Origin of the sequence: Erythrobacter sp. SDW2 (assembly GCF_021431965.1) — a bacterium.
In the GTDB taxonomy this organism is placed as follows: domain Bacteria; phylum Pseudomonadota; class Alphaproteobacteria; order Sphingomonadales; family Sphingomonadaceae; genus Parerythrobacter.
The window spans coordinates 1,821,853-1,847,013 of record NZ_CP090370.1 but is presented as its reverse complement, the minus strand read 5'-3'; the positions used below and the strand labels follow the sequence as shown (position 1 = coordinate 1,847,013).

Below are 25,161 nucleotides of genomic sequence, written 5' to 3'. Positions count from 1 at the left end.
ATTTTTACTCCGGGATCGGCATATGGCCGACAATATCGAGGCCATAGCCTTCGATGGCCACCACATTGGGTTGGGAATTGCTGAGCAGGATCATCTCGTGGACATCGAGATCGGCAAGGATCTGCGAGCCGATGCCGACATTGCGGACTTCGTCTTCCGGCGCGTATCCCGTCGCGCGGCGGCCGGTGATGATCACGATGATGCCAGAGCCATGCTCACCTACCGCCTGCATGGCACGTTGCAGCGTGCGCTTGCGCGGGCCGCGCTGGCCGAGGACGTCGTCGAAGATCGAGATCGGGTGGACGCGGGTGAGGGTGGGGGTGCCGGTCACCACATGCCCCTTCTGCAGGACATAGTGCTCGCCGCCATCGACAGTGTTGCGATAGGTCAGCATGCGCCACTGGCCGCCGTAGTCGGATTCGAAGGCGCTGTCATCCACGCGCCTGACCAGGTGGTCGTAGCGCATGCGGTATTCGATCAGATCGCGGATAGTGCCGATCTTGAGGCTGTGCTTGCGGGCGAAGCGGACGAGATCGTCGAGCCGCGCCATGGTCCCGTCCTCGTTCATGATCTCGCAGATCACACCCGAGGGGTTCAGCCCGGCGAGGCGCGAGATGTCCACCGCTGCCTCGGTATGTCCGGCCCGGACAAGCACACCGCCATCGCGCGCGGCGAGGGGGAAGACGTGGCCTGGCGTCACGATGTCGTCCGGACCCTTCATGGCGTCAATCGCGACCGAAATCGTGCGCGCCCGGTCGGCGGCGGAGATGCCTGTCGTCACACCCTCCTTGGCCTCGATCGAGATCGTGAAGGCGGTCTGCATCGATTCCTTGTTGTTGCGGCTCATCGGCTGGAGGCCGAGCGCATCGACCCGCGCCTTGTCGAGCGCAAGGCAGATCAGCCCGCGCCCGTGCGTGGCCATGAAGTTGATGGCATCGGGCGTCGCCATCTGCCCGGGGATGATCAGGTCACCCTCGTTCTCGCGGTCCTCGTCATCGACCAGGACATACATCCGTCCGTTGCGAGCCTCGTTGATGATCTCCTCGGCCCCGACCAGGACCGGGCGATCGTCATTCTCGAGCAGGAAAGCTTCGAGCTTGGCCAGCGTTTCGGCGGTGGGGTTCCACCCGTCGTCGGCACAATCGCGCAAGGTATTGGCGTGGAGTCCCGCTGCTCTGGCGAGCCCGGCGCGAGTCATTGTTCCAGTGGCGACGAGGTCACGCACCTGTGTGATAACGGATGTGCTCATACACTCATGCTATCACATCTGAGTGTGATAGCAAGTTCACAAGTCACATCGGGGAAGGCAACCCTGGTCGCGCCGTCTGGTTGTGCAACATCCGAAGAAAAAGGGAAGGATTTGGTGGACGCTGTAGGGTTCGAACCTACGACCCGCTGATTAAGAGTCAGCTGCTCTACCAACTGAGCTAAGCGTCCACACACCGGCATCGATGCCGCGCGAATTCGAAGCCCGAATCCGCGGAGACGCGCCAATTAGCGATTCTCCGGGCCGATGCAAGGGCTATCTCACGGCAGCACGGATTTCCCGCGGCCATTCTGCCAACGGTACTGCATCAACAGCAAACCGATGCAGATCATGCTGCTCATCATGGAGGACCCCCCGTGGCTCATCCACGGCAAGGGTATTCCCTTGGCCGGAGCCATGCCCATGACCATCAGCAGGTTCACAGCAATGTAGAAAAAGATCGTCGCCGTTGCCCCGCCTGCCAGCAGTGCGCCGAACCGGTCCTGCGACCGGCGCGCAACCATCATGCCCCAGCGCAGGATCAAGCCATACATCAGAAGCACAAACAGGCCGCCGACCAGCCCCCATTCCTCGGCCATGGAGGCAAAGACGAAATCGGTATGCGGCTCCGGAAGGTAGTTGAGGTGGCTCTGCGTCCCTTCGTTGAAACCCTTGCCGAAGATGCCGCCCGAACCGATGGCGATTTTCGACTGAGCGATATGGTATCCCGCGCCGAGCGGGTCGCTCTCGGGATCGAGGAAGGTGGTTACCCGGGCCCGCTGATAATCGTGGAGGGCGAAAAAATAGACCAGCGGTGCCATCGCCACCAATCCGCCACCGGCACAAACGAACCACCACAGGGGCAATCCGGCGAGGAACATCACCACCGCGCCGCCAAAGGCGATGGCGAGCGAGGTGCCAAGATCGGGCTGCATCAGCACCAGGCCGATCGGCATGGCGATCAGGAACCCGGCGGGTACCAACGAGCGCCATGTCCCGATCATCCCGACCGGCAAGCCTTCGTAGAACCGCGCCATCGCCAGCACCAGCATCGGCTTCATCAGCTCGGATGGCTGGATCCGGATCGGGCCGGCCTCCAGCCAGCGCTGGCTCCCACCCTTGACCGCGCCGACGATCTCGACCCCCAGCAGCAGCAGCAGGATGACACCATAGGCCGGATAGGCTGCCCAGCGGATCACGTCGCGCGGCGTCATGGCAATAACGATCGCCATGACCATGAACACGGCGAAGCGCAGCAGGTGCGATGAAGCGAAGGGCTGGAAATTCCCTCCGGCCGCCGAGTACAGCACTGCAGCGCCGAACAGCACCAGCAACAACAGCGGAACCAGCAAGGCCCATGGTTGCCGGGCTATCGGCGCCGGGATGACTGAACTCATCGCGGTTCCGCTCCGCTCGCGGGTACGGCACCATCGTCGGAGATGTTCTCGGGACGCATGGCATCGATATCCTGCGCCAGCTTCTCGGACCGTTGGACCGCCATGCGAGCTTCGGCATCAACACGGTCGAAGATATCCTCGTCGCGGCGGGGAGGGGCCTCAACCGATTCACCAGCGGCGGCGGCATAGGCAGCGTATTTCTTTTCGAGGCGCTGCCGCGCGGTGCCACCCCACTGCGCTTCGAGCCCGCGCAATACCTCAAGCCCTTTGTTCGGGTCGAACAGATACGTCATGACGTCGCGTGCGATCGGATAGGCCGAGCCCGAACCACCGCCGTGCTCGATCACGACCGCGCCGGCGTAGCGCGGTTTGTCGAACGGAGCGAAGAAGATGAAGAGACCATGGTCACGATATTTCCAGGGGCCGGACTTGCCATCCGAGATGCTGAGCGAGACGACTTGTGCCGTCCCTGTCTTGCCCGCCATCTTGATATTCTCGATCGGCAGCTTTGCGCGCCCTGCCGTGCCGGGGCCATTGACGACATCGCTCATTGCCTGGCGGATGTAGGCGAGCTGATCCTCCGGGAAACCCTCCGACCGGAAAGCGGGATTCTTCGCCGACTTGAGCAGCCGGGGGGTTACATGGTTCCCCGTCGCCAAACGGCTCGCCATAACCGCCAGTTGCAGGGGGTTGGCAAGCATGTAGCCTTGGCCAATGGTGGCATTGACGGTGTCGAAGGCTGCCCATTCCTGTCCGAACTTGTTCATCTTCCAGGCCGGGTCCGGCACCGTTCCATAAAACTGACTGACCACCGGCAGGTCGAATTCCTGACCCATGCCATACCGCCGCGCCATGGCAGCAATCGGGTCCATGCCGATGCGCTGAGCTATGGCATAGAAGTAGACGTCGCAGGACTGGTAGATGCCCTTGGCCATGTCCACTGCGCCGTGCCCGCGCCGATTCCAGCAGCCGAACACACGGTTGCCGACCCGCAGACCGCCGCCACAATACACGGTCTCATGCGGATCGATTCCCGCCTTGAGGAAGGCCATTGATACCATCGGCTTCACTGTCGAACCGGGCGGATAGAGCCCCTTGAGCACCTTGTTGCGCAGCGGCACCCGCTCGTCCTCGCGCAGCATGGCATACTCGACGCTGCCGATCCCGTCGGAGAAGCTGTTGGGATCGAAACTCGGCATCGATGCCATGCACAACAAATCGCCGTTGGTGCAGTCCATCACCACGACCGACCCTGACTCGAGCCCGATGCGCCGCGCGGCATAATCCTGGAGCGGGCCGTCTATGGTCAATTGAACCGGCTTGCCCTGGATATCCGGCCGGCTTTCGAGGTCGCGAACAATCCGGCCCGAGGCCGTGACTTCGACCCGGCGCGCACCCGGTTCCCCCCGCAAGGTCTGCTCGAACTGTTTCTCGATCCCGTCCTTGCCGGTCTTGTACCCCGGCGTGATCAGCAGCGGGTTGCGGTCCTTCTCGTACTCCTCGGCCGAGGCCGCACCGACATAGCCGATCAGGTGACCGACCGAGGGACCGGTAGGGTAGAACCGAGAATAGCCCCGTTGCGGCACCACGCCCGGTAATTCCGGCAAACGCAACGAGACAGTGGCAAACTGGTCATAGTCGAGCCCGCTGGCGACCTCGATTGGCGCGTACCCGCGCGATTCATCGACCTTCTTGTGTAGGTCGCGCAGCTTGTCGGGCTCCAGCGAAAGCAGGCTTGCCAACCGGTTGAGAGTCGCCTTCTTGTCGACCATGCGTTCCGGAATGATGTCGACCCGGAAATCAGCCCGGTTGGAGGCGAGGGGGGCTCCGTTGCGGTCGAGAATCCAGCCCCGTCGTGGCGGTATCAGCGTCAGGTTGACCCGGTTGCTCTCGCTTTCGGTGGCGTATTTCTCGTTCTCGGCGATGGCGATATAGCCCATTCGCGCTGCGAGCAGCATACCGACACCGGCACCAAAGCCGGTCAAGACCACCGTCCGGCGATCGAACCGGTTCTTCAGCGTCGTCGAACTGATCGGCAGCTTGCCCGAACCCAGGGCCATCAGCGGACGACCCGGATACGGAGCAGCCGAATTCGGTCGAGTGCAGCAACCATGCGTGCGACAATGGGATAGGCCAGCACAGACAGCAAGGCCTGGGGGGCAACTGCTATGATTGTCAGGGGGGTGACGTCGGCACCCGAAAACACGACGCCTAGACCGATGTATGCGAGGATTGCCAGCATGGCGGTGGCCCAGTCTTGCAGGAAATCCCGCCAGGGAAATCGGGTCTCGAGCACCTCGATCGTAAGAAGCGAAAGCGAGAACAGCAAGACCGAACAGCCGAACGGCTGGCCGCTGTAGAGGTCCGTCCACAGACCAAGCGGCAAGCCCGCCCACACGGGAAGCACTCCGGGGCGTACCAGGCGCCAGGCCAACAGGAACAGCAACGCCAGAGGCGGCACCAGAGGAATGGCCGAGGTCAGGAAGAAAAACGGCACCACGGCCGCAAGCATGATTGTCCCCCACGGGACCAGCACCAGCAGAACCGGCGAATGGTCGCGGTTGATGCGGCTGCCATACTGGTCGCGGCGAGCAGCGGCATGCTGGATGCGGTCCAATCCCGCCGGCGGCATCATTCCCCTCCTGAAGCGGCTGGGGCGAGGTCGCGCTCGACCGGCGTCTGCGCGGCCTTCAGCGCAGTCGGCTGGTAGACTTTTTCGACCACGACGAAATCGGTCGCGGCCGGATCGCTGATGATGCGGGCAATTCCGCCATCGTCGGTCACTTCCGACAGGATTGCAACGGCTACGCCGGGACGGAAGAAGCCTCCGGCGCCGCTGGTGACGAACACGTCGCCGACCTTCAGCGGATTGATGCCGAGGTTGATCAGGCGGATATTGATGCGACCGTCACCACGCCCTTCGGCAAAGGCGACGAGATCGTCCTTGGCGCGGCGTACGGGGACGATGCTCTCGGTGTCCGTCAACAGCAGCACGCGAGCAGTGTTGGGCGATACCTCGAGTACCCGGCCGATGAAGCCGCGCGGGCTGCGCACCGGCATGCCAGGCCTCACGCCATCGCGCGAACCTACGCCGAGATAGGCATAGCGCCGCGAGCTAGCAGCGGTCGCGCCGACAATGCGCGAGGCCACAACCGGCTTGTCCTCGGCATCCTCGAGCCGCAGCAGCGACTTAAGCCGTGCGTTCTCTTCCTTGAGTGCCTCTGCCTCTTGCAGGCGGATACGGGCGATCTCGACCTCCTTCTTCAAGGCCTCGTTCTGGCTCCCGGCGCGCAGATAGCCGGAGATGCTGTCGAGCCAGCTGCGGCCCTCGGAACGCGCTACGGCCACGCCTGCGCCTGCCGGAGCGACGGCTTCGGCTGCCGTGCCGCGCAGGCCGCCGAAGGCGCTCGGGCTGAACAACGATATGACGAGCAGGATCGCGCCCACAATCGCGCCAATGCTGGCGAGAACATAGCCGGTGAATTGTCCGTATTGCGCCCTGCGAGAATGCCCGGAGCGCCGTGCGGAAGGCGGCGCCATGTGCTGCCCTCCTTTAGGCGGTCATCAAGACGCCGCGATAGATCGGATCTTCCATCGCCCGACCGGTGCCGACGGCGACGCAGGACAACGGATCCTCCGCGATGCTGACCGGCAGGCCGGTTTCCTCGCGCAGGTGTTCGTCGAGGCCAGCGATCAATGCGCCGCCGCCGGTCAGGACGATCCCCTGGTCAACGATATCGGCCGCGAGTTCAGGAGCGGTGTTTTCCAGTGCGATGCGCACACCTTCGACAATCGCGCCGATGGGTTCGCTCAGGGCTTCGGCAATATGCGACTGGTTGATCGTGATTTCCTTGGGCACACCATTGACGAGATCGCGGCCCTTGAGCGTGATCGTCTCGCCCACACCGTCGGCCGGAGTGGTGGCAATGCCGTAATCCTTCTTGATACGCTCGGCAGTGCTTTCACCGATCAGCAGGTTGTGGTGGCGGCGCACGTAACTGACGATCGCTTCGTCCATCTTGTCGCCACCGGTGCGAACCGAGGTGGTGTAGGCGAGGCCGCGCAGCGACAGGACGGCGACTTCCGTGGTGCCACCGCCGATGTCGACCACCATGCTGCCGACGGGTTCGGTCACCGGCATGTCGGCCCCGATCGCAGCCGCCATCGGCTCGAGAATCAGATAGACCGCGCTGGCACCGGCATTGCTGGCTGCGTCACGGATCGCGCGGCGTTCGACCGAGGTCGAGCCCGAAGGAACGCAGATGGTGATTTCCGGATAGCGGAACAGGCTCTTCTTGCCGTGCACCTTGCGGATGAAGTGCTTGATCATCTCTTCCGCGATTTCGATGTCGGCGATGACGCCGTCACGCAGCGGGCGGATTGCCTGGATGTTGTCAGGCGTCTTGCCCATCATCATCTTCGCATCGTCGCCCACGGCCTTGACCCGGGTCTGGCCGTTGATGGTTTCGATCGCGACCACCGAAGGCTCGTTGAGCACGATGCCCTGGTCCTGGACATAGACGAGGGTGTTGGCGGTCCCCAGGTCGATAGCCATGTTCTGGGAGCCGAATTTCAGGAGGTTGGAGAAGAAGCTCATCGCGATCGGAAATCCGTAGCATTTTGCGGGAAATGCCCCGCAAAACTGCGGAACAGGCAATCCCTCGTGTATGGGAGAGCGCCCCTTACCGAGTCGCGCGCAAAAAGGGAAAAAAATTATCCCCAATGCCCGGTAAAATTGCGCGGTTCGGCTCGAAATGATTTCCGCTCATCGCTAGGTTGTGCGGATGCCCGAAATTCGCCGTCTGCCAGAAGAACTCGTCAATCGCATTGCCGCGGGCGAGGTGGTCGAGCGCCCTGCGGCGGCGCTGAAGGAACTGGTCGAGAATGCCATCGACGCAGGAGCCTCGCGGATCGTGATCAAGCTGGTCGACGGCGGGTTGACGAGGATCGAAGTGACCGATGACGGGTGCGGGATGGATCCGCTGGCGATGCAGCTCGCGCTCGAACGCCATGCGACGTCCAAACTGCCCGAAGAACTGATCGGTGAAGCGCAAGCGATAGAGCGGGTCGCAACGCTCGGTTTTCGTGGCGAGGCTCTGCCGTCGATAGCAAGCGTCTCGCGGTTCACGCTCGAAAGCCGCCCGCACGACGCTGGCGAGGGCAGGCGAAGGGTCGTCGACCATGGCGTGCTGGTGGATGAAGGGCCTGCCGCCTTGCCGCCCGGCACGCGGGCGCGGATCGAGCAGGTCTTCGCCAAGGTGCCCGCCCGCCGCAAGTTCCTGCGCACCGAGCGCAGCGAATACGCCGCCTGCCTCGACATTGTCCGTCGCCTGGCGATGGCGCGGCCCGATATCGGATTCACCCTCGATCATGGCGAGCGACGCACCTTGGCGGTGCAACCGGACGAAAGCCTACCCGACCGCGTGGCGCAGATCGTCGCGCGCGAGTTGAAGGACAACGGCGTGCTGCTGGACCTTCAACGGGGCGAGATGACGCTGACAGGGATCGCGGGTCTGCCGACATACAACCGCGGCGTGGCCGATCATCAGTACCTGTTCGTCAACGGCCGACCGGTGAAGGACCGGCTGCTCGTCGGAGCGGTACGCGGGGCCTATGCCGATATGCTGGCAAGGGACCGGCATGCGGTCCTCGCGCTGTTCCTAGAGCTTCCGGCCGAAGACGTCGACGTCAACGTCCATCCGGCGAAGACCGAAGTCCGCTTCCGCGATGCCGCGGGTGTGCGCGGCTTTATCGTCTCGGGGCTGCGGCATGCGCTTTCGACCGGGGATCGCCGCAGTGCGCAGACGCCCGACGCGGGGGCAATGACGCGGTGGCAGCAGGAGCCCTTGGCCTCAGGCAGCGAAGCGTTAGGCCGACAAGAAGTAGCCCCTGCCTTGCGCTCGATCTTCGAAGCGCGGGAATGGTCTGCGGCTTCCGCACAGGTTCGCGAGGCCTCCCGGGAATGGCGAAGCTACGAAGCAGAGGTCTTGGCCGCGCCGCAAGGCAGGGCCGTCGAAGCCGAACCTGTTGCAGTCGAAACGGAAGACTTCCCGCTCGGCATTGCCCGGGGGCAAATTGCCAACACCTATATCGTCGCCGAGGCCAGCGACGGTCTCGTCCTGGTCGACCAGCACGCGGCGCATGAGCGCCTCGTGCTGGAACGGCTCAAGGCGGCAGGTGCAGGGGACGCTGTGGCTCGAAGCCAGGCCCTGCTCCTGCCCGAAGTGGTCGAGCTCGACGAACCCGCCTGTGACCTGCTCGAAGGTGCGGCGGAGAGGCTCGACAGCCTCGGGCTCGCGATCGAACGTTTCGGACCCGGTGCGATGCTGGTCCGTTCGCTTCCGCATGCGCTTGCAGGCTCGGACCCGCACAAATTGCTGCAGGACATTGCCGATGACCTTGCCCAGCATGGCGAAGCGCTCTTGCTGGGCGAAAAGCTGGACCTGGTCCTCGCTACCATGGCCTGCCACGGCTCGGTCAGGGCAGGGCGCCCACTGCGCGTCGACGAAATGAACGCGTTGTTGCGCGAAATGGAGCGCACGCCAAGGTCGGGCCAATGCAACCACGGCCGCCCAACATGGGTGAAGCTTTCGATGGAAGATGTAGAGAAGCTGTTCGGGCGGCACTAGGCCGCTGTTTCAGCCCGGCACGCTCCTCTGCAAATTCGCGCGGTTCACGTCCGGGATGATCCGGTATCGCGCGGTCACCAGGCTGAAGACACCGAACATGATCAGGCCTACGGCTACGATCAGGTAGACTGGTCCGGTATCGCGCAAGGACAGGATTGCTTCACCAAGGCCCTTGACGCGGCTTTCGGTCGAAAACCATGCCCCTTCCAACATGGAAATGCCAATGAGCAGAAAGACCACCGCGCGGGCAGCATGGCCGAGACGTCCAGCGGTCCGAACTCCCTGCGGAGCTCCGGCAGAGATGTGGCGCATGAACGACGAGGTCCACGCCTTCTTGGCCTGCATCACCGCACCGACCAGAAAGCCGAGCCCGATGATGCCGATGACAGCCGCTCCGAGATTCATCGAGAGCACCGATCCGGCCATTTCCTGACCGCCGCCTTCACCCGCTGCGGACGTCTTCTCGCCATTGGCGAACTGGTAGGCAGCATAAGCAAGGAAGAGGTGTGCGATTCCGCTGGCGGCGTCACCCACCCGCTTCGTCAACCCCACGGCATCATCGCCGCGGCTCTGGATGTCCGCGATCGCGGAGAGGAATTTGAACGCGGCATAGGCCAGGAGACCCACAGCCATCAGCCAGAGCAGGACCGTGCCGAGCGGCACCTCCTGCAAGTAGTCGTAAACCGCAGCAGCCCCGGACTGGACCTCGCCGGCGGTGCTGAGCGCAATATAGCCGAGCAGGACGTAGGTCACCCCCCGCGCCGCATAGCCAAGCCTGACCAGCCAGCTGAATTTTTCCGATTTGTCGACCATTGCACATTGCCCCGGCGCAGTTTCCTAACTGCCCAACGGAGCGATGCGGCAAAGGGTTCCGTCGTTCGACGCAGTGGATCAAACGTTGAACTTGAAGAGCATCACGTCGCCGTCCTGCACCACGTAATCCTTGCCTTCCTGGCGCAACTTGCCGGCTTCTTTCGCGCCTGCTTCGCCGCCGAGAGCGACATAGTCGTCATAGGCGATGGTCTCGGCGCGGATGAAGCCGCGTTCGAAGTCGGTGTGGATCTCGCCTGCCGCCTGCGGGGCACGGGCACCGTCGTGGAAGGTCCAGGCGCGGGCTTCCTTGGGGCCGGCGGTGAAAAAGGTCTTCAGACCGAGCAACTTGTACCCGGCGCGGATCACGCGGGCGAGGCCGCTTTCTTCCAGGCCGAGCGACTCCAGATACTCCGCGCGCTCTTCCTGCGGCATGGCGACCAGCTCGGCTTCGATTGCGGCGGAGACGACCACGGCCTGTGCTCCTTCGGCTTCAGCCTTGGCGAAGACCTGTGCCGACAGCGGATTGCCCGCTGCGGCATCCTCTTCGCTGACGTTGCAGACATAGAGCACCGGTTTCGCGGTGAGCAGTTGCGCCTGCTTGAAGATGCGGGCTTCCTCGTCATCCTTGGGCTCGGTCAGCCGGGCAGGCTTGCCTTCGCGGAGGAGTTCGAGTGCTTGCCCCAGCACCGAGGCCATCAGCTTGGCTTCCTTGTCCCCGCCGGTGGCGCGCTTGGCGGCTGCGGGCACGCGTTTCTCGAGACTTTCGAGGTCCGACAACATCAGCTCGGTCTCGACCACTTCGGCATCCGCCAGCGGGTCGACCCGGTTGGCGACATGCTGGATATCGTCGTCCTCGAAGCACCGCAACACATGTACAATTGCGTCAACCTCGCGAATATTGCCGAGGAACTGGTTGCCCAGGCCTTCACCCTTGCTGGCGCCTTTGACGAGACCGGCAATGTCGACGAAGCCCAGCTGGGTCTCGATGATCTTGGCGCTCCCGGCAATCGCAGCGATCTTCTGCAGCCGCTCGTCCGGGACGGCCACCTGCCCGACATTGGGCTCGATGGTGCAGAACGGATAGTTCGCAGCCTGCGCGGCCTGCGTCTCGGTCAGTGCATTGAACAGGGTGGACTTGCCGACATTGGGCAGGCCGACGATCCCGCAACGAAAACCCATTGGATACTCCGGAATAGAATGTGGCGCGCCCTTAGCCGCGCGCGTCGGCATTGGGAAGCCGTGTGGCTCGACAGGGCGGGCAAGGGTGCTAATCAGGTTCGGCAACCGTGGGGAGTTTTCATGCGCCACCTGATGATCGCCGCTGCGTTGAGCCTGTCGAGCGCGCTTGTTCCAGTCGTGGCCTATGCGCAGGACACGCTGTTGCCGGTCGTGGCGGGGGAGCAGGACGGCAAGATCATGCTGACCCTGCCCAAGCCTGGTGCTGACGGGATTGCTGCGCGCTACATCTATATTGCGCAAGTGGAGACCGGATTGGGCTCGGCGGCCGTCGGCGTTGACCGGGGCGCCTGGCTGCAGAACGGAGTGATCCGCTTCCGCCGTGTTGGCGGCAAGGTGGTGGCGGAGATGGAGAACCAGACCTTCGTCGCCCCGAACGGATCGGCTGCGGAACAAGCGGCGGTGGCCAACAGCTTCAGCAATGCGACGCTGTGGATCGGAGAGATTGCCGAAACCAGGGGCGACGGCAGTTTCAGCTTCGACTTTGCGTCCTTCCTGGCGATGGACCATTTCGGGTTTGCGCGGCAGCTGGGCAGCGATGCCAACAAGTATGCGCTCGACCCCAAGCGCTCGCTGGCCGATCCGGGCAAGGTCAAGGTCTTTGCGCGCAACGCCGAGTTCAGCGCCTTGCTCAGTTTCTCGTCGGAGCGCCCTTCGGCCGAGCTGCGCAATGTTTCGCCGACCGGGCCTGACGTGGCGATGTGGGTGCGCCATTCGCTGATCGCGCTGCCGACCGAGCCATTCCCGATCCGGACCGATCCGTACGGCTTCGTGTTCTCCAATTTCAAATACGACTACTCGGCGCCCCTTGCCGCACCGATGCTGCAGAAGATGGCGCTGCGGCACCGGCTGGAGAAGATCGACCCAAGCGACCCTACCTCTCCGGTGAAGGAGCCGATCATTTTCTATATCGACCCAGCCGCGCCCGAGCCGGTCCGGCAGGCGCTGGCCGACGGGGTGGGCTGGTGGTCCGACGCCTTCGATGCGGCGGGCCTGCCCGGGGCGTTCAGGGTCGAGATCCTCCCCGAAGGCGCCGATCCGCTCGATATCCGCTACAATGTCGTCAACTGGGTCAACCGCGCGACACGGGGCTGGTCCTATGGCGGGATGATGGTCGATCCCCGCACCGGCGAGGTGCTGAAAGGCAGTGTCATGCTCGGATCGCTGCGCGTTCGGCAGGACATCCTGATCTTCCAGGCGCTGGTCGGCGCGGGGCTGAGCGAGACGGGTGATCCGAACGATCCGGTCGCCACCGCACTCGCCCGCATCCGTCAGCTCGGCGCCCACGAAGTCGGCCATGCACTGGGATTCTCGCATAATTTCGCCGGCAGCAGCCAGGGCCGCTACTCGGTGATGGATTACCCCGCACCGAGGGTGAAGCTGACTGACGGCAAGCTCGACCTGACCGATGCCTATGGCACCGGCATCGGGGAATGGGACAAGTTCGTCGTCCGCTATCTCTATGGGGCCACGACCGACGAGGAAGCGCGGGCGATGGTTGCCGAGGCCCGGGCGCAGGGCCTGCGCTTCGTCGGCGATGGCGATGCGCGTGGCTTCGACACGGCAAACCCGCAAGGGGCATTGTGGGACGACGGCGGCGATCCAGTCGCGGAACTCGCCCGTGTCATGGAAGTGCGCAAGGTGGCGCTGCAAAGGTTCAACATCGACGCCATCCCCGGCGGGCAGGACATGGCGAGCCTGCGCCGCGCCTTCGTGCCGATCTGGCTGCTGCATCGCTACCAGAGCGAAGCGGCGGCCAAGGCGCTTGGCGGCGTAATCGCACCTGTCGCACTGGCCGGTGACGATGCGATGGTGGCGAACGTTCCTGCCGCCAACCAGCGCGCCGCGCTCGATGCGCTGATACAGGCTCTGTCGGTCGAAGCGCTGACGGTGCCTGCGAGGCTGCAGCCGATCCTCTCCTTCGGACCCGGCAGCGATGGCGACTACCAGACCGATATCGAAGTCATGCCCACGGCCGGCGGACCCGTGTTCGATACGCTAAGCGCTACGGAGATCGGCGCGGTGCACATCCTCGACAGCCTGCTCGATCCACAGCGGCTCAACCGGCTCGACATGCAGCATGCCGGGGACTCCGGCGTGCCTTCCGCCTATGATGTCGTCGCGCGGCTGCTGGCCCATGCGCAGAGCGTCGCGGGGCAGGGGGCAATTGGCCGCAGGATCGCCACCACGATCGCGCTCGACCTCGCCCGCACCGCGCGGGATGGCAAGCTTTCGCGCTCGATTGCGCTGCAGATCGACGGCCAGCTGGATGCCTGGGCCAAGGCATTGTCCGCAAGCAAGGGCAAAGGCGCCGATGCCGACTGGCGGCGGGGCCTTGGCGCGCTGCTGTCCGACGAGGACGCGCTGACCCGCGCGTTGGCCGACCGGAACCTGCTGCCGAGCGTGCCGCCCGGGATGCCGATCTAGCGTGGTCGGGTCAGGCGTCGTGGACCGCCCGGATCATCGGGCCGATGCCGCTGTTGCCCAGCCACTGCACCTGGGTTTCGGCTGTGACTTCGTTGATCCGCGTCTGCGGGATCGCACCCCCGCTGACGGGCAGGCGGAGAGGGCGGCTTCCGGCAGGCATGGCAATGGTCCGGGCAATGGCGCGCGGTACATCCATCGGATCGGCTGTGCGACCTGAGCCATCCTCGGTACCCATCCGCGCCACCACCTGGGCATACCCGTCGGTGTGCCTGTCGTCGGCGCGTTCCTTGAGTGCGCCGGTATAGATATTGCGATTGACCCAGACCTCGGTCGGATAACCGCCCGGCTCGATGATGGTGACCTCGATATTGTGCGGCACCAGCTCGTAGGCGAGCTGCTCGCCCATCGCCTCCAGCGCGAACTTGGTGGCCGAGTAATGGCCGCCATAGGGAACGATAACCCGTCCGAGCTGGCTCGAGATCTGGAAGATCTGCCCGCTCTTCTTCGTCCGCATGCCGGGCAGGACAGCGCGGGCCATCCGGTGGCAGCCGAACACATTGGTGTCGAAGGCAAGCTTCGTCGCCTCCATGTCCTGGACCTCAACCGGGCCGGAAATGCCGATGCCGGCGTTGTTCACCAACACGTCCAGCGGGCCGCCGTTGATGCTTTCCGCGCGCGAGACGCCGGCTTCGCATTCCTTGTCGGAGAGGACGTCGATCTGCAGAACATGCAGGTCGAGCTTTTCGTCGCCCGCCAGTTGGCGCAATTCCTCCGCCTCCGGTCTCGGCAAATTGCGCATGGTGGCGAAGACGCGCGCGCCGAGCCGGGCATAGTGCTCCGCGCCCAGCCTGCCGAAGCCCGATGAGCAGCCGGTTATGAGGATGCTCTTGCCCGACAGGTCGGGATCCTTCGCAGCCGTCTCGGCCATACTGCGTGAAGGCGCGGCGGCGAGGGCGGTTGTCGCAGCGGCACTGGCCAGTAGCGTACGGCGGTCGATGGCAGTCATCGGGACATCTCCTCTGGAAGACCTAGCTTGCCCCAGCGAGTGGTATCCTGTCCAGCCATGCCTCGAGCGCTTTCGGGTGTCGCAGGCGGATCACTTTCGCCTCCTGGCCCCTGAGCTTGGCCTCCGTCCGCTGGCGCGGGCCGCGGCTCCAGTTGGCGAGGTACCACATGAATTCGAGATCGAACCGCTCGGGGCAACCCTCGGTCATATCGGGACGCACCTGTCCCCGGTAATGCCAGACCCGTTTCAACATGCGCCAGAAACAAAGCGGGACAGGATAGTCGAGGTAAATCACGGTATCCGCGCGGGCGAGGCGCGGAGCCATGGTCCCGCCATAGTTCCCCTCGATGATCCAGCGCTCGCCGGAAGCCGCCTCTTCGACCCGGGCCAGCAGGACGTCGTCCGGACTCTCGACCCAACCGGGTTGCCAGTTGAGCTGGTCCATATGGATCAGCGGCAAGCGAAGCCGCCGCGCCAGTTCGAACGAAAGCGTGCTCTTGCCCGAACCGCATGGACCGACGATCATGACCCGATGCATGGCGGGCTAGTCCTGCAACCGCAGCGCCAGTTCGCTCATGAAACGGGCATCATCGCCCTTGGCAAGCCATTCGGCTTCGCTGCCTATTCCGCCGAGCATGGCGGCAAGATCGTCCAGCTCGCTCTTGGCGTAGTTGCCAAGGACATGGCCGTGGACGCGCTCCTTGTGTCCGGGATGCCCGATACCGATGCGCACGCGGCGGAAATCGGGTCCGAGATGCTGGTCGATCGAACGGAGGCCATTGTGGCCAGCCGTTCCGCCGCCCCGCTTCACCTTGACCTTGAACGGGGCGAGGTCGAGCTCGTCGTGGAACACGGTCAGGTCCTCCATGCCGAGCTTGTAGAAGCGCAAGGCCTCGCCGACGCTGCGGCCGCTCTCGTTCATGTAGGTCGCGGGCTTGAGCAGGAGGATCTTCTCGGTCCCGATCCGCCCCTCCTGGACCCAGCCCCGGAACTTCTTCTGCACCGGGCCGAAATCGTACATGTCGGCGATAACGTCGCACACCATGAAACCGACGTTATGCCGGTGCATCGCATATCCCGGTCCGGGATTTCCAAGGCCTGTCCAGATCTGCATCCCGGTCCTCTAGTGCGCTCGCCATGAAAAGCAAAACGCCGGACTTCTCGCGAAGCCCGGCGCCTTGGTGATTGCGATAGCTTTCAGCTTACTCTTCGTCAGCTTCTTCTTCGTTTGCGTCCTCGCCAGCGCCTTCAGCGGCAGCGGCGCCTTCGGCCTTCTTCAGGGCCGAGGGAGCAACCAGCGTGGCAATGGTGAAGTCGCGATCGGTGATCGCGCTTTCCGAACCGGCCGGCAGCGAGACTTCGCTGATGTGGATCGCGTCGCCGACATCCTTGCCCGTGACGTCGATGACGATCTCGCTCGGAATCTTGTCGGCATCGCAGATCAGGTCGAGTTCGTGACGAACGATATTGAGCACGCCGCCCTTCTTCAGGCCCGGGCTCTTCTCTTCGTTGATGAAGACCACCGGCACGTTCACTTCGACCTTGGCGTCCTTCGACAGGCGCAGGAAGTCGGCATGCTCGGGGCGGTCGCTCACAGGATGGACAGCGACGTCCTTGGGCAGCGTGCGGATGCTCTTGCCGCCGATTTCGATGTTCACGATCGAGTTCATGAAGTGGCCGGTGTTGAGCTGACGGGTCAGCTCCTTGGCTTCGACGTGGATCATCAGGGGTTCTTCGTTTCCGCCATAGATCACAGCGGGTACACGGCCATCGCGACGCAATGCACGGGAGGCTCCCTTGCCAGCCCGTTCGCGCGCTTCGGCCGGCAGGGTCAGAGCGTCGCTCATGTCACATACCTTTCGAAATGCTTGCTTGGTTCAAATCGGATCCGCCACGCCTCCAGGGATGACCATGGCGTCCGAAGGGCGGCCCCTTAGGGGCAACGCGCCCACGATGCAAGGAATAACGCCGCCTAGCGCAGGCGACGGACAGTGAAGCCCTGCGCCTGGAGCAGGGCAACGAGTCCCTCCGGCCCGACAAGGTGCGCAGCGCCAACCGCGATAAGCGGGCGCTGCGGCCCTTCGAGCAGGTCGACCGTCTGCCCGATCCACGCAAGGTTGCGCCGGGTCAGCAGGGCGTCGGCCACTTCCGGGTCCGCCAGCATGCCACGCGCGGTCTCCGCTTCCAGCGCCGCGATGTCGCCTGACAGCCAGATGGCTGCCGGGCTGCCCGATCGTTCGGTTCCGCCTGCTTCTTCCAGTACGGCGGAGAGCACCGCCCGCTGGTCGGATTCGGCCAGAGCATCGAAAATCGCGAACTGGCGTTCGGCACCTTCGAATTCCTCGATCCGGCGGTCGGCGAACAGGCGTTGCAACGCCCGGTCGACTCCGTTCGTCGGGTCGGCGTCGGTGCGAATGGCATTGGCGAGGATCAACGCCGCAGCCCAAGTCTCGATCTGGCGGAATTCCTCAGGCGAATAAGGCGTTTCGTCGGATAGCTTGGCCAAGACAGGCCGCTGTGCCGGATCGACCCGGTACTCCAGCGATGGCAGGCCGGGCGACCGGGCCAGTCCGGCAAAGGTTTGCTGGATCGCGCTGCTGTCCTGCAGGTCGGCCACTTCCAGCACGAGGTAGTCGGCGGCGTTGATCACATCATCGACCGCTCCCGTCTGCCACACCACCCCATCAGGCAGGGCATGGATGGTGCCGAAGAGCCACCCCTCGACCTGCCCGTCGGCACTGGCAATCTCCCACAACAGCGGATTGTCCGCCGGGGGAGGGGGAGGGGCCTCCCCGCAGGCGGCCAGCATCAATGCCGCCGCGCCTGCGAGGAAAGTCCTGCCGATCATTGCACGCGGTCAGTCGTGATGCCGCGCTGGGCGAGATAGTCCTGCACGCTGCGCTCACCGGCAAGATGGCCGGCGCCGACCGCGACAAAGACCGTGCCGGGCTGTTCGAGCCGGGCCTCGATCCATTCGGCCCAGTTGGCATTCCGGTTATAGAGCAGGGTTTCCGCCATGGCCGGCGTTTCCGCGAGGCTCTCGTTCATGATCGCGGCCAGGCCATCGGCATCGCCTTCGATCCATTCGTCCACCATGGCATTGAGCATCGGGGTCACTTTATCGACATCGGACGCCGCCGTATCGAGATAGGCGAGCTGGTCCTGCAGCGAACCGCTGTCGAATATGCCCATCTGGAACTCGATCGTTTCCAGAGCGCCGCGTTCGATGGCCTTGTCCGCTTCTACTTCCAGCACTTCCTCCACGCCCTTGTCGATCTGGTAGCCCTGCAGGATCAGCGGCAGGATCGAGAGGTTGATGGTGGCGAGCCACGGTTCGTAGGCGTCGAAAGCCTCAGGCGGCACACCCAGTCCGCCGAGCGCCGCCTCGTAATTGGCGCGTTGTTCCTCGGTCATCAGGCTACGCAGCGTGGTGCCTTCGGGGAGCATCCCCAGTTCGTTGACCAGTTGCAGCGTGCGGGCATCGGTCTCGGGGCCCGACGGAATCTCGGTCACCAGCATGTCCGAACTGTCGAGCGCGGTCTCGATCGTGGGGGTGAACCAGTTCTTGCCGTCGGGCAGGACATGGACGGTGCCGAACAGATAGATGGTGGTGTCGGCATCCGCGACCTTCCACAGCGCCGGACCGGCCGGGACCGCAGGCGTTTCCGCCATGGCAGGTGCGGCGAGCATCAGGACGAGGCCGGAGGCAGCAGTGGCAAGCGTGGTCTTGAGGGATTTCATCATGGGGAACCTTTCACAGGAGGCGAGTTGAGGGAGAATGAATGGGGTCAGCGCAGGCCCAGCTTGCGCAGACCATAGGCGGCGAAGGTGAAGACCAACATGGCCAGCATGATCGCGGGGGCCGTGGGGTAACCTGTCAGGCCCAGATCGGCGAAAAAGTACCACCCACCGAACAGGCTGATGCCGGCATAAAGCCCGAACAGATGGGCCCAGAGATTGTCCATCAGGTCGAGCTCGTCGATCCGGCGGAAGTAGTCACGGGTCATCCAGCCCAGCAGCACAATCACCGCGATGCAGGCCGTCACCGGCAACCACAACGGGATCGTGCCATTCTGATAGGCTCCGGCCAGATAGCCGCTGGCAAATCCGGCGACGACCGAACCAGCGAAAGCGAGGGCGAGATAACGCCACCAGGCATTCCGGCGCCGACGCAGCCGCTGCTCACCGGATGAGAGGGTATCAGTGTCCGTCATGGAATATCTCCTCGATGGGCATGTTGAAGAGGCGGGCGATGCGGAAGGCGAGCGGCAAGGATGGATCATGCTTGCCGGTCTCGATCGCATTGACCGCCTGGCGCGAGACATCGAGCCGCCCGGCCAGTTCGGCCTGACTCCAGTCACGCTCGGCACGCAGGACTTTGAGGCGGTTATTCATGGCGATCAGGAAACGGCGCGCGCGAGGTCGAACATCAATCCGGCGAGGCCGTATCCCGCCAGAAACAATGTAGTCGAAGCGAGCACCTGCGCAGCGGCCTCTCTCCGGGCTGGGGAAAGGTTGGGAATCAAAGGCACAAGGGCTTTGAACATCTTACGTCTCCGTCAATCGATCCTGACCAAATGTCAGGTATGCATGACTATATGTCCTGATTCGCTGACTATGTCAAGTATACCTTACCAAAGGTAAAGATTGCACGACATCGCCGCTTGCTGGCGCGGGGCGGTTCGGCATGCTACGCACCGCTGGGAGGAGAGACGCCATGACCACCATCCATCACCGCACCTGCCACATTTGTGAGGCCAATTGTGGGGTTCTGGTGGAGCTGGACGGGCGGAAGGTCGTCTCCATCAAGGGCAATCCAGATCATGTGCTGAGCCGCGGGCATATCTGCCCCAAGGCGACCGCCATCGCCGATCTGCAGGACGATCCCGATCGTCTGCGCCGCCCGGTGAAGCGTACCGCCACGGGCTGGCAGGAGATCGACTGGGACACCGCCTTCCGCGAAATCGCGGAGAAGGTCGTCGCGCTGCAGAACGAAGGTGCCCGCGCCGCCTTCTATCGCGGCAATCCGGGGGCGCACGATTATGCGCTCTCGACCCAGTCGGGCTATCTCCAGCGCGCCGTCGGGGCGAGGGGGACCTTCTCGGCCTCTACACTCGACCAGATCCCGCATCATTATGCGCAGTACCAGCTTTACGGCCATGTCAGCCTGGCAGCGGTGCCAGATATCGACCGCTCGCAGCTGATCGTGATCGTCGGCGGCAATCCGATGGCATCCAACGGTAGCCTGTGGACCGTCCCCGACTTCCGCAACCGGGTGAAGGAAATGCAGGCGCGTGGCGGCAGGCTGGTGGTAATCGACCCTCGCCGGACCGAGACGGCGCGGGTGGCCGACGAATGGCATCCGATCATCCCCGGCACCGACACCGCACTGCTGATCGGCCTGCTGCAATGCGTGCTGGCGGATGACGATGCTCTGCGCCCGGGCCTGGCCGAACTGGTCGATGACAGCTGGTCGAAGATCAAGCCGCTGGTCGACAGCTTCGATCTCGAAGAACTGGCCGCACATTGCGGCATTCCCGCCGCCACTATCCGCCGCCTTGCAAGCGAGCTTGCCAACGGCCAGCCCGCTGCGCTCTACGGCCGGATGGGTGTGTCGGTGTGCGAATTCGGCGCACTCAACCAGTGGCTGATCCAGCTAGTCAACCTCGCCACCGGCAATCTCGACCGCGCGGGCGGGGCGATGTTCCCGCAGCCGCTGCTCGACCTCGTGGCGCAGGTCGGGCGGGGCGGGGTCAAGACCATCGAGACCGCGCGCGGTCCGCTGCCTTCGGTAATGGGCGAGATCCCGACCATCGCCTTTGCCGATGAGCTCAGCCGCCAGGACGACCAGCGCATCCGCACGCTGTTCGTCATCGCGGGCAATCCGGTCCTTTCCGCGCCCGACGGGCAGCGGACCGAACAGGCGCTCGCAAATCTCGAACTGATGGTCAGCATGGACATGCAGATCACCGAGACGAGCCGCCACGCGCATTACATCCTGCCGCCGTGTGGTCCGCTGGAGAAGGATCACTTCACCTTCTTCTTCGGCCCGCTCGCGGTGCGCAATTTCGGGGCCTATTCGCCCGCCACTCTGCCGATGGAGGAAGGCGCCAAGGCCGACTGGGAGATCGCGGGCGAACTGGCGCAGGCGATCTTCGCCGAGCGCGGCAAGGCGGTGCCCAATTTCGAGACCCCGCGCGAACGGCTCGACGCGATGCTCCGCGCTTCGCCAGCGGGCATGTCGCTGGCCGAAGTCGAGGCGCAGCCCAACGGGGTCGATCTCGGGCCGTTGCAACCCTGCCTCAAGGACCGGTTGCTGACCGACAACCGCAAGATCAACGTTCTTTCCGAGGATCTGGCGGAGGAAGTGGAGCGCTTCCGCAGCCGCCTTGGCGAACGTGCCGAGGGCCAGCTCAGCCTGATCGGTCGCCGCCATGTCCGCTCCAACAACAGTTGGCTGCACAATGCGCAGCGGCTGGTGAAGGGGCCGGACCGCTGCACGCTGATGATCCATCCCACCGATGCTGCCGAGCGCGGGCTGGCGGACGGCGATCTCGCCACCGTCGCGAGCCGGGTCGGCGCGGTCGAGGTCGCGGTGGAAGTGACAGAGGACATCATGCCCGGCGTCGTCAGCCTGCCGCATGGCTGGGGCCACCACCGCGAAGGAGTCAGCTGGAGGACCGCTGCCGCCCATGCCGGGGTCTCGCTCAATGACTTGACCGACCCGGAGCGCTATGACCGGCTGACCGGCAATGCCGTGCTCAACGGAACGCCGGTAACGGTGGAACGGGCCGAGGAGATCGTCGCCGCGGAGTAGTTTTGCAGCGTCGATATGCTGCACTGCGGCATTGACGCTCTCTAGCCGCTCCGCCAAAGCGCCGCGAATGGACCGGAATCCGCAAAAGTCGTTTCAGGACATGATCCTCGCGCTTCATGATTTCTGGAGCGCGCAGGGCTGCCTGATCCTGCAACCCTATGACATGCGCATGGGCGCGGGCACCTTCCACACCGCCACCACGCTGCGCGCGCTGGGGCCGGAGCCGTGGAACGCGGCCTTCGTCCAGCCCTGCCGCCGCCCGACCGACGGGCGCTATGGCGAGAACCCCAACCGGCTGCAGCATTATTACCAGTACCAGGTGATCCTGAAGCCTTCACCGCCGGACATCCAGGAGCTCTATCTCGAGAGCCTGCGGGTGATCGGGATCGACCCGCTCAAGCACGACATCCGCTTCGTCGAGGACGACTGGGAAAGCCCCACGCTGGGCGCCTGGGGCCTCGGCTGGGAGGTCTGGTGCGACGGGATGGAAGTGACCCAGTTCACCTATTTCCAGCAGATGGGCGGGTTCGACTGCAAGCCGGTGGCGGGCGAGCTGACCTACGGGCTCGAACGGCTGGCGATGTATATCCAGGGCGTCGACAATGTGTACGATCTCGATTTCAACGGTCGCGGCGTGACCTACGGGCAGGTGTTTCTCGAGAACGAGAAGCAGATGTCGAAATGGAACTTCGAGGTCGCGCAAACCGATGCGCTGTTCGACCTGTTCAACAAGGCCGAGGCCGAGTGCAGGAACGCGCTCGACGCCAATGTCCCCATCGCTGCCTATGAGCAGGCGGTGGAGGCGAGCCACATCTTCAACCTCCTCCAGGCGCGTGGCGTGATCAGCGTGCAGGAACGCGCCAGCTACATGGGCCGCGTGCGCGACCTCGCCCGCGGCAGCTGCGAAGCGCATATGGCGAAGGAAGCCGCCGGCTGGGCCGAGAAATATCCGGAGTGGTCGGCATGAGCAGTGTCGCACAATGTCCGTTCGGCCTGAGCCTGTCGAAGGCCAGCCAGAACGCCAGCCTCTCGCCTGCGCTTCGACATGCTCAGCGCGAACGGGTTTTGGTCGGGGAGGCGGCCTATGGCTGACTTCCTCCTCGAGCTCCGCTGCGAAGAAATCCCTGCCCGGATGCAGGCCGGGGCGCGTGACGAGCTTGCCCGCCTGTTCCGCCGCGAGATGGAGGCTGCGGGTCTCACGGTCGGCGAACTCACCGTCTGGTCGACGCCGCGCCGCCTCGCACTGATCGCCCGCGATTTGCCGCTGGCGACCGAGGCCGTCAGCGAGGAATCCAAGGGCCCGCCCGAAGGCGCACCCGATGCCGCCATCGACGGTTTCTGCCGCAAGAACGGCGTGACCCGCGACCAGCTGACCTTGCGCGACGTGAAGGGCCGGGGCACCTGGTTCGCTGTGATCGAGAAGCCGGGGCGCGCGGTGAAGGACGTCCTCGCCGACGCCATACCAGCGATTATCCGCGACTTCAGCTGGCCCAAATCGATGCGCTGGGGAGAGGCCTCGATTTCGACCGAGAGCCTGCGCTGGGTGCGCCCGCTATCGGGCATCGTCGCCATACTCGGCGAGGATCTGGTCGAGTGCGAAATTGACGGCATCCGATCGGGCTACGCCACCATGGGGCACCGCTTCCACCATTCGGGCGAAATCACCATCGGCGGCGCGCACGACTACGCCGAGAAGCTGCGCGCGTGCCATGTCATCGTCGATCATGCCGAGCGGCAAGACATCATCCGCACCGGGGCAGCCAAGGTTGCGGCTGATGCGGGGCTGACGCTGGTCGAGGACGAAGGCCTGGTGATCGAGAACGCGGGCCTCACCGAATGGCCGGTGCCGCTGCTCGGCTGCTTCGACGAAGCCTATCTCGAAGTCCCGCCCGAAGTGATCCAGCTCACTGCAAGGGTGAACCAGAAGTATTTCGTGTGCACCAAGCCCTCTCCCCTTGAGGGGAGAGGGAGGAGCGCCGAAGGCGCGGAGGGAGAGGGGACTGAAACCGATATCCCCCTCTCCCCGACCCTCTCCCCTGAAGGGGAGAGGGAGTTGGCCAATGCCTTCGTCTGCACCGCCAATATCGAGGCGGAGGACGGCGGCGCAGCGATCGTCGACGGCAACCGCAAGGTGCTCGCCGCGCGGCTCAGCGATGCGCGGTTCTTCTGGCAACTGGATCAGAAGACGCCGCTGGCCGAGCACGCGAAGAAGCTGGAGCGGATCACCTTCCACGAGAAGCTGGGCACCGTCGCCGACAAAGTCGAACGGGTGGCGAAGCTGGCACGGTGGTTGGTGGAAGAGGGGATCGTCGTCCCAGCGAAAGCTGGGACCGCTCCCAGCCACGGCGCAACCCCGACAGCGATCCCAGCTTCCGCTGGGATGACGAAGGAGGAACTGGCCGACCTCGCCGAACAGGCCGCGCGCCTCGCCAAGGCCGACCTCGTCACCGAAATGGTCGGCGAGTTCCCCGAGTTGCAAGGCCTGATGGGCGGCTACTATGCCCGCGCCGAAGGCTTGCCCGACGAAGTCGCCGACGCGATCCGCGATCACTACAAGCCGGTCGGGCAGGGCGACGAGGTGCCGACTGCGCCGGTGACGGTGGCGGTGTCGCTGGCGGATAAGCTGGATACTTTGATCTCATTCTTTTCCATTGGGCTTGCGCCCACGGGTTCGAAGGATCCCTTTGCGCTCAGACGGGCATCTCTCGGTGTCATTGGGATAGCCACAAAAAACTCCCTGCGACTTCCAATATATCAAACCATAGTGGCGGCGTGGTCGTCGATGACAAAGGTACTTGAGCGGGAATGGGAGGCTCATCCAGTTAAGCTGTGGTCGGACTGGACCAAATGGCAGTCTCATGTGGATCGCGGCTTCGTATCCTCATTGGTTACAACACAGCTCACGGACCCGAAATTCCTCACAGCAGTGAAAGAGCAAGCCGCCGTTGACCCGATTTTGGAATTGAACGAATTCTTCGCCGACCGCCTCAAAGTCCAGCAGCGCGAGGCAGGCGTTCGTCACGACCTGATCGACGCGGTCTTTGCGCTCGGGAACGAAGATGACCTCGTGCGGCTTCTGTCCCGTGTGAACGCATTGCAAACCTTCATGGCCACCGAAGACGGCGCCAACCTCCTCGCCGGCTACAAGCGCGCAGCAAACATCCTCAAAAAGGAGGACTGGCACGGCATCGAGGGCGAGATTAGCCAGACAGGTGAGGAAGACCCGCTGGCCATGGTCGACGATCCCGACATGAAGGCGGTGATCGACGCCAAGATGGCCGAGCGTCATGCGAAATCGCTGTCCTACACGCCCGAGCCGGCCGAAAAGGCGCTGATCGACGCGCTCGATGCGGCCGAGCCAAAGGCCGAGGCGGCGATTGCGGCGGAAGACTTCGCTGCCGCCATGTCCGCGCTCGCATCGCTGCGCGCACCGATCGACCGGTTCTTTGAAGATGTGATTGTGAACGCCGAAGAAGAAGCAAAGCGCACCGCCCGGCTGGGCCTGCTAGCCCGGTTCCGCGACGCAGTGCACCGGGTGGCGGATTTCAGCTGGATCGAGGGTTAGAGTTTTCAGCCAAGACAGTGTGACA

The 25,161-nt window shown here is 64.0% G+C and carries 22 protein-coding genes and 1 tRNA gene; 6 read left to right on the top strand and 17 right to left on the bottom strand.

All coding sequences use genetic code 11. The features are described from left to right. Positions 1–4: 4 nt before the first annotated feature. The 7 genes from ribB to LY632_RS08955 all read right to left on the bottom strand — a co-directional run bounded on the left by ribB (position 5) and on the right by LY632_RS08955 (position 7,240). Positions 5–1,249 (bottom strand): 3,4-dihydroxy-2-butanone-4-phosphate synthase, encoded by a 1,245-nt coding sequence (ribB, locus tag LY632_RS08985; protein WP_234090805.1) that lies wholly within the window; start codon positions 1,247–1,249, stop codon positions 5–7. A gap of 112 nt (positions 1,250–1,361) precedes the next feature. Then, positions 1,362–1,437: transfer RNA gene (locus LY632_RS08980), tRNA-Lys, on the bottom strand. Between the two features lie 90 nt (positions 1,438–1,527). Beyond that, positions 1,528–2,643, bottom strand: a complete 1,116-nt coding sequence (rodA, locus tag LY632_RS08975; protein ID WP_234090804.1) for a rod shape-determining protein RodA — start codon at positions 2,641–2,643, stop codon at positions 1,528–1,530. After that, positions 2,640–4,703 (bottom strand): penicillin-binding protein 2, encoded by a 2,064-nt coding sequence (gene mrdA / locus LY632_RS08970; RefSeq protein WP_234090803.1) that lies wholly within the window; start codon positions 4,701–4,703, stop codon positions 2,640–2,642. Before mrdA ends, rodA begins: the two co-directional genes overlap by 4 nt. Continuing rightward, a complete protein-coding gene (gene mreD, locus LY632_RS08965) occupies positions 4,703–5,278 on the bottom strand; it encodes a rod shape-determining protein MreD (protein ID WP_234090802.1) in 576 nt (191 codons plus the stop codon). The genes mrdA and mreD overlap by 1 nt, the downstream gene beginning before the upstream one ends. Beyond that, positions 5,275–6,183 (bottom strand): rod shape-determining protein MreC, encoded by a 909-nt coding sequence (mreC, locus tag LY632_RS08960; RefSeq protein ID WP_234090801.1) that lies wholly within the window; start codon positions 6,181–6,183, stop codon positions 5,275–5,277. Before mreC ends, mreD begins: the two co-directional genes overlap by 4 nt. 13 nt (positions 6,184–6,196) lie before the next feature. After that, entirely contained in the window at positions 6,197–7,240 is a 1,044-nt protein-coding gene (locus LY632_RS08955; protein WP_234090800.1) for a rod shape-determining protein, read from the bottom strand. Between the two features lie 187 nt (positions 7,241–7,427). Here LY632_RS08955 and mutL point away from each other — a divergent pair, with 187 nt between their 5' ends. Next, entirely contained in the window at positions 7,428–9,272 is a 1,845-nt protein-coding gene (gene mutL, locus LY632_RS08950) for a DNA mismatch repair endonuclease MutL (RefSeq protein ID WP_234090799.1), read from the top strand. Between the two features lie 9 nt (positions 9,273–9,281). On the opposite strand, the gene LY632_RS08945 is transcribed toward mutL, so the two are convergent. Next, positions 9,282–10,085 (bottom strand): DUF1206 domain-containing protein, encoded by an 804-nt coding sequence (locus LY632_RS08945; RefSeq protein ID WP_234090798.1) that lies wholly within the window; start codon positions 10,083–10,085, stop codon positions 9,282–9,284. 78 nt (positions 10,086–10,163) lie between these two features. Further along, positions 10,164–11,264 carry a redox-regulated ATPase YchF gene (ychF, locus tag LY632_RS08940; RefSeq protein ID WP_234090797.1) on the bottom strand — a complete coding sequence of 367 codons (1,101 nt, stop codon included), beginning with the start codon at positions 11,262–11,264 and terminating at the stop codon, positions 10,164–10,166. A 120-nt stretch (positions 11,265–11,384) separates the two neighbouring features. Here ychF and LY632_RS08935 point away from each other — a divergent pair, with 120 nt between their 5' ends. Next, positions 11,385–13,748: a zinc-dependent metalloprotease gene (locus LY632_RS08935; protein ID WP_234090796.1), complete on the top strand. Its 2,364-nt coding sequence runs from the start codon at positions 11,385–11,387 to the stop codon at positions 13,746–13,748. Between the two features lie 10 nt (positions 13,749–13,758). On the opposite strand, the gene LY632_RS08930 is transcribed toward LY632_RS08935, so the two are convergent. The 8 genes from LY632_RS08930 to LY632_RS08895 all read right to left on the bottom strand — a co-directional run bounded on the left by LY632_RS08930 (position 13,759) and on the right by LY632_RS08895 (position 19,149). Further along, positions 13,759–14,754: an SDR family oxidoreductase gene (locus tag LY632_RS08930; RefSeq protein WP_234090795.1), complete on the bottom strand. Its 996-nt coding sequence runs from the start codon at positions 14,752–14,754 to the stop codon at positions 13,759–13,761. A 22-nt stretch (positions 14,755–14,776) separates the two neighbouring features. After that, positions 14,777–15,292 (bottom strand): topology modulation protein, encoded by a 516-nt coding sequence (locus LY632_RS08925; protein ID WP_234090794.1) that lies wholly within the window; start codon positions 15,290–15,292, stop codon positions 14,777–14,779. 6 nt (positions 15,293–15,298) lie between these two features. Further along, positions 15,299–15,868 carry an aminoacyl-tRNA hydrolase gene (gene pth, locus LY632_RS08920; RefSeq protein ID WP_234090793.1) on the bottom strand — a complete coding sequence of 190 codons (570 nt, stop codon included), beginning with the start codon at positions 15,866–15,868 and terminating at the stop codon, positions 15,299–15,301. A gap of 88 nt (positions 15,869–15,956) precedes the next feature. After that, positions 15,957–16,601 carry a 50S ribosomal protein L25/general stress protein Ctc gene (locus LY632_RS08915; protein ID WP_234090792.1) on the bottom strand — a complete coding sequence of 215 codons (645 nt, stop codon included), beginning with the start codon at positions 16,599–16,601 and terminating at the stop codon, positions 15,957–15,959. A 125-nt stretch (positions 16,602–16,726) separates the two neighbouring features. After that, complete coding sequence (locus LY632_RS08910) at positions 16,727–17,602, bottom strand: TraB/GumN family protein (RefSeq protein ID WP_234090791.1); 876 nt, start codon at positions 17,600–17,602, stop codon at positions 16,727–16,729. Next, entirely contained in the window at positions 17,599–18,498 is a 900-nt protein-coding gene (locus tag LY632_RS08905) for a TraB/GumN family protein (protein ID WP_234090790.1), read from the bottom strand. The genes LY632_RS08910 and LY632_RS08905 overlap by 4 nt, the downstream gene beginning before the upstream one ends. 44 nt (positions 18,499–18,542) lie before the next feature. After that, entirely contained in the window at positions 18,543–18,968 is a 426-nt protein-coding gene (locus LY632_RS08900; protein WP_234090789.1) for a hypothetical protein, read from the bottom strand. Next, the gene (locus LY632_RS08895) at positions 18,955–19,149 is read right to left on the bottom strand and encodes a helix-turn-helix transcriptional regulator (protein ID WP_234090788.1); all 195 of its coding nucleotides are present in this window, start codon (positions 19,147–19,149) and stop codon (positions 18,955–18,957) included. The genes LY632_RS08900 and LY632_RS08895 overlap by 14 nt, the downstream gene beginning before the upstream one ends. A 322-nt stretch (positions 19,150–19,471) precedes the next feature. Between LY632_RS08895 and LY632_RS08890 the strand changes: the two genes are divergently transcribed. From LY632_RS08890 to glyS, 4 genes are all read left to right on the top strand, one after another. After that, positions 19,472–21,571 carry a molybdopterin oxidoreductase family protein gene (locus LY632_RS08890; RefSeq protein WP_234090787.1) on the top strand — a complete coding sequence of 700 codons (2,100 nt, stop codon included), beginning with the start codon at positions 19,472–19,474 and terminating at the stop codon, positions 21,569–21,571. 67 nt (positions 21,572–21,638) lie between these two features. Next, positions 21,639–22,538 (top strand): glycine--tRNA ligase subunit alpha, encoded by a 900-nt coding sequence (locus LY632_RS08885; protein ID WP_234090786.1) that lies wholly within the window; start codon positions 21,639–21,641, stop codon positions 22,536–22,538. Continuing rightward, positions 22,535–22,663 (top strand): hypothetical protein, encoded by a 129-nt coding sequence (locus LY632_RS14315; RefSeq protein WP_255695715.1) that lies wholly within the window; start codon positions 22,535–22,537, stop codon positions 22,661–22,663. The genes LY632_RS08885 and LY632_RS14315 overlap by 4 nt, the downstream gene beginning before the upstream one ends. Further along, positions 22,656–25,136, top strand: a complete 2,481-nt coding sequence (gene glyS / locus LY632_RS08880) for a glycine--tRNA ligase subunit beta (protein ID WP_234090785.1) — start codon at positions 22,656–22,658, stop codon at positions 25,134–25,136. Before LY632_RS14315 ends, glyS begins: the two co-directional genes overlap by 8 nt. Positions 25,137–25,161 lie beyond the last annotated feature (25 nt).

Excerpts from the sequence above, each read along its gene's own strand:
- LY632_RS08885 (WP_234090786.1), top strand. The coding sequence starts at position 21,639 with ATGGACCGGAATCCGCAAAAGTCGTTTCAGGACATGATCCTCGCGCTT.
- mreD (WP_234090802.1), bottom strand. The coding sequence starts at position 5,278 with ATGATGCCGCCGGCGGGATTGGACCGCATCCAGCATGCCGCTGCTCGC.
- glyS (WP_234090785.1), top strand. The coding sequence starts at position 22,656 with ATGGCTGACTTCCTCCTCGAGCTCCGCTGCGAAGAAATCCCTGCCCGG.
- LY632_RS08925 (WP_234090794.1), bottom strand. The coding sequence starts at position 15,292 with ATGCATCGGGTCATGATCGTCGGTCCATGCGGTTCGGGCAAGAGCACG.
- rodA (WP_234090804.1), bottom strand. The coding sequence starts at position 2,643 with ATGAGTTCAGTCATCCCGGCGCCGATAGCCCGGCAACCATGGGCCTTG.
- LY632_RS08930 (WP_234090795.1), bottom strand. The coding sequence starts at position 14,754 with ATGACTGCCATCGACCGCCGTACGCTACTGGCCAGTGCCGCTGCGACA.
- pth (WP_234090793.1), bottom strand. The coding sequence starts at position 15,868 with ATGCAGATCTGGACAGGCCTTGGAAATCCCGGACCGGGATATGCGATG.
- LY632_RS08895 (WP_234090788.1), bottom strand. The coding sequence starts at position 19,149 with ATGAATAACCGCCTCAAAGTCCTGCGTGCCGAGCGTGACTGGAGTCAG.
- LY632_RS08890 (WP_234090787.1), top strand. The coding sequence starts at position 19,472 with ATGACCACCATCCATCACCGCACCTGCCACATTTGTGAGGCCAATTGT.
- mreC (WP_234090801.1), bottom strand. The coding sequence starts at position 6,183 with ATGGCGCCGCCTTCCGCACGGCGCTCCGGGCATTCTCGCAGGGCGCAA.
- ribB (WP_234090805.1), bottom strand. The coding sequence starts at position 1,249 with ATGAGCACATCCGTTATCACACAGGTGCGTGACCTCGTCGCCACTGGA.
- LY632_RS08900 (WP_234090789.1), bottom strand. The coding sequence starts at position 18,968 with ATGACGGACACTGATACCCTCTCATCCGGTGAGCAGCGGCTGCGTCGG.
- LY632_RS08945 (WP_234090798.1), bottom strand. The coding sequence starts at position 10,085 with ATGGTCGACAAATCGGAAAAATTCAGCTGGCTGGTCAGGCTTGGCTAT.
- LY632_RS08955 (WP_234090800.1), bottom strand. The coding sequence starts at position 7,240 with ATGAGCTTCTTCTCCAACCTCCTGAAATTCGGCTCCCAGAACATGGCT.
- LY632_RS08910 (WP_234090791.1), bottom strand. The coding sequence starts at position 17,602 with ATGATCGGCAGGACTTTCCTCGCAGGCGCGGCGGCATTGATGCTGGCC.
- LY632_RS08905 (WP_234090790.1), bottom strand. The coding sequence starts at position 18,498 with ATGATGAAATCCCTCAAGACCACGCTTGCCACTGCTGCCTCCGGCCTC.
- mutL (WP_234090799.1), top strand. The coding sequence starts at position 7,428 with ATGCCCGAAATTCGCCGTCTGCCAGAAGAACTCGTCAATCGCATTGCC.
- LY632_RS08935 (WP_234090796.1), top strand. The coding sequence starts at position 11,385 with ATGCGCCACCTGATGATCGCCGCTGCGTTGAGCCTGTCGAGCGCGCTT.
- ychF (WP_234090797.1), bottom strand. The coding sequence starts at position 11,264 with ATGGGTTTTCGTTGCGGGATCGTCGGCCTGCCCAATGTCGGCAAGTCC.
- LY632_RS14315 (WP_255695715.1), top strand. The coding sequence starts at position 22,535 with ATGAGCAGTGTCGCACAATGTCCGTTCGGCCTGAGCCTGTCGAAGGCC.
- mrdA (WP_234090803.1), bottom strand. The coding sequence starts at position 4,703 with ATGGCCCTGGGTTCGGGCAAGCTGCCGATCAGTTCGACGACGCTGAAG.
- LY632_RS08915 (WP_234090792.1), bottom strand. The coding sequence starts at position 16,601 with ATGAGCGACGCTCTGACCCTGCCGGCCGAAGCGCGCGAACGGGCTGGC.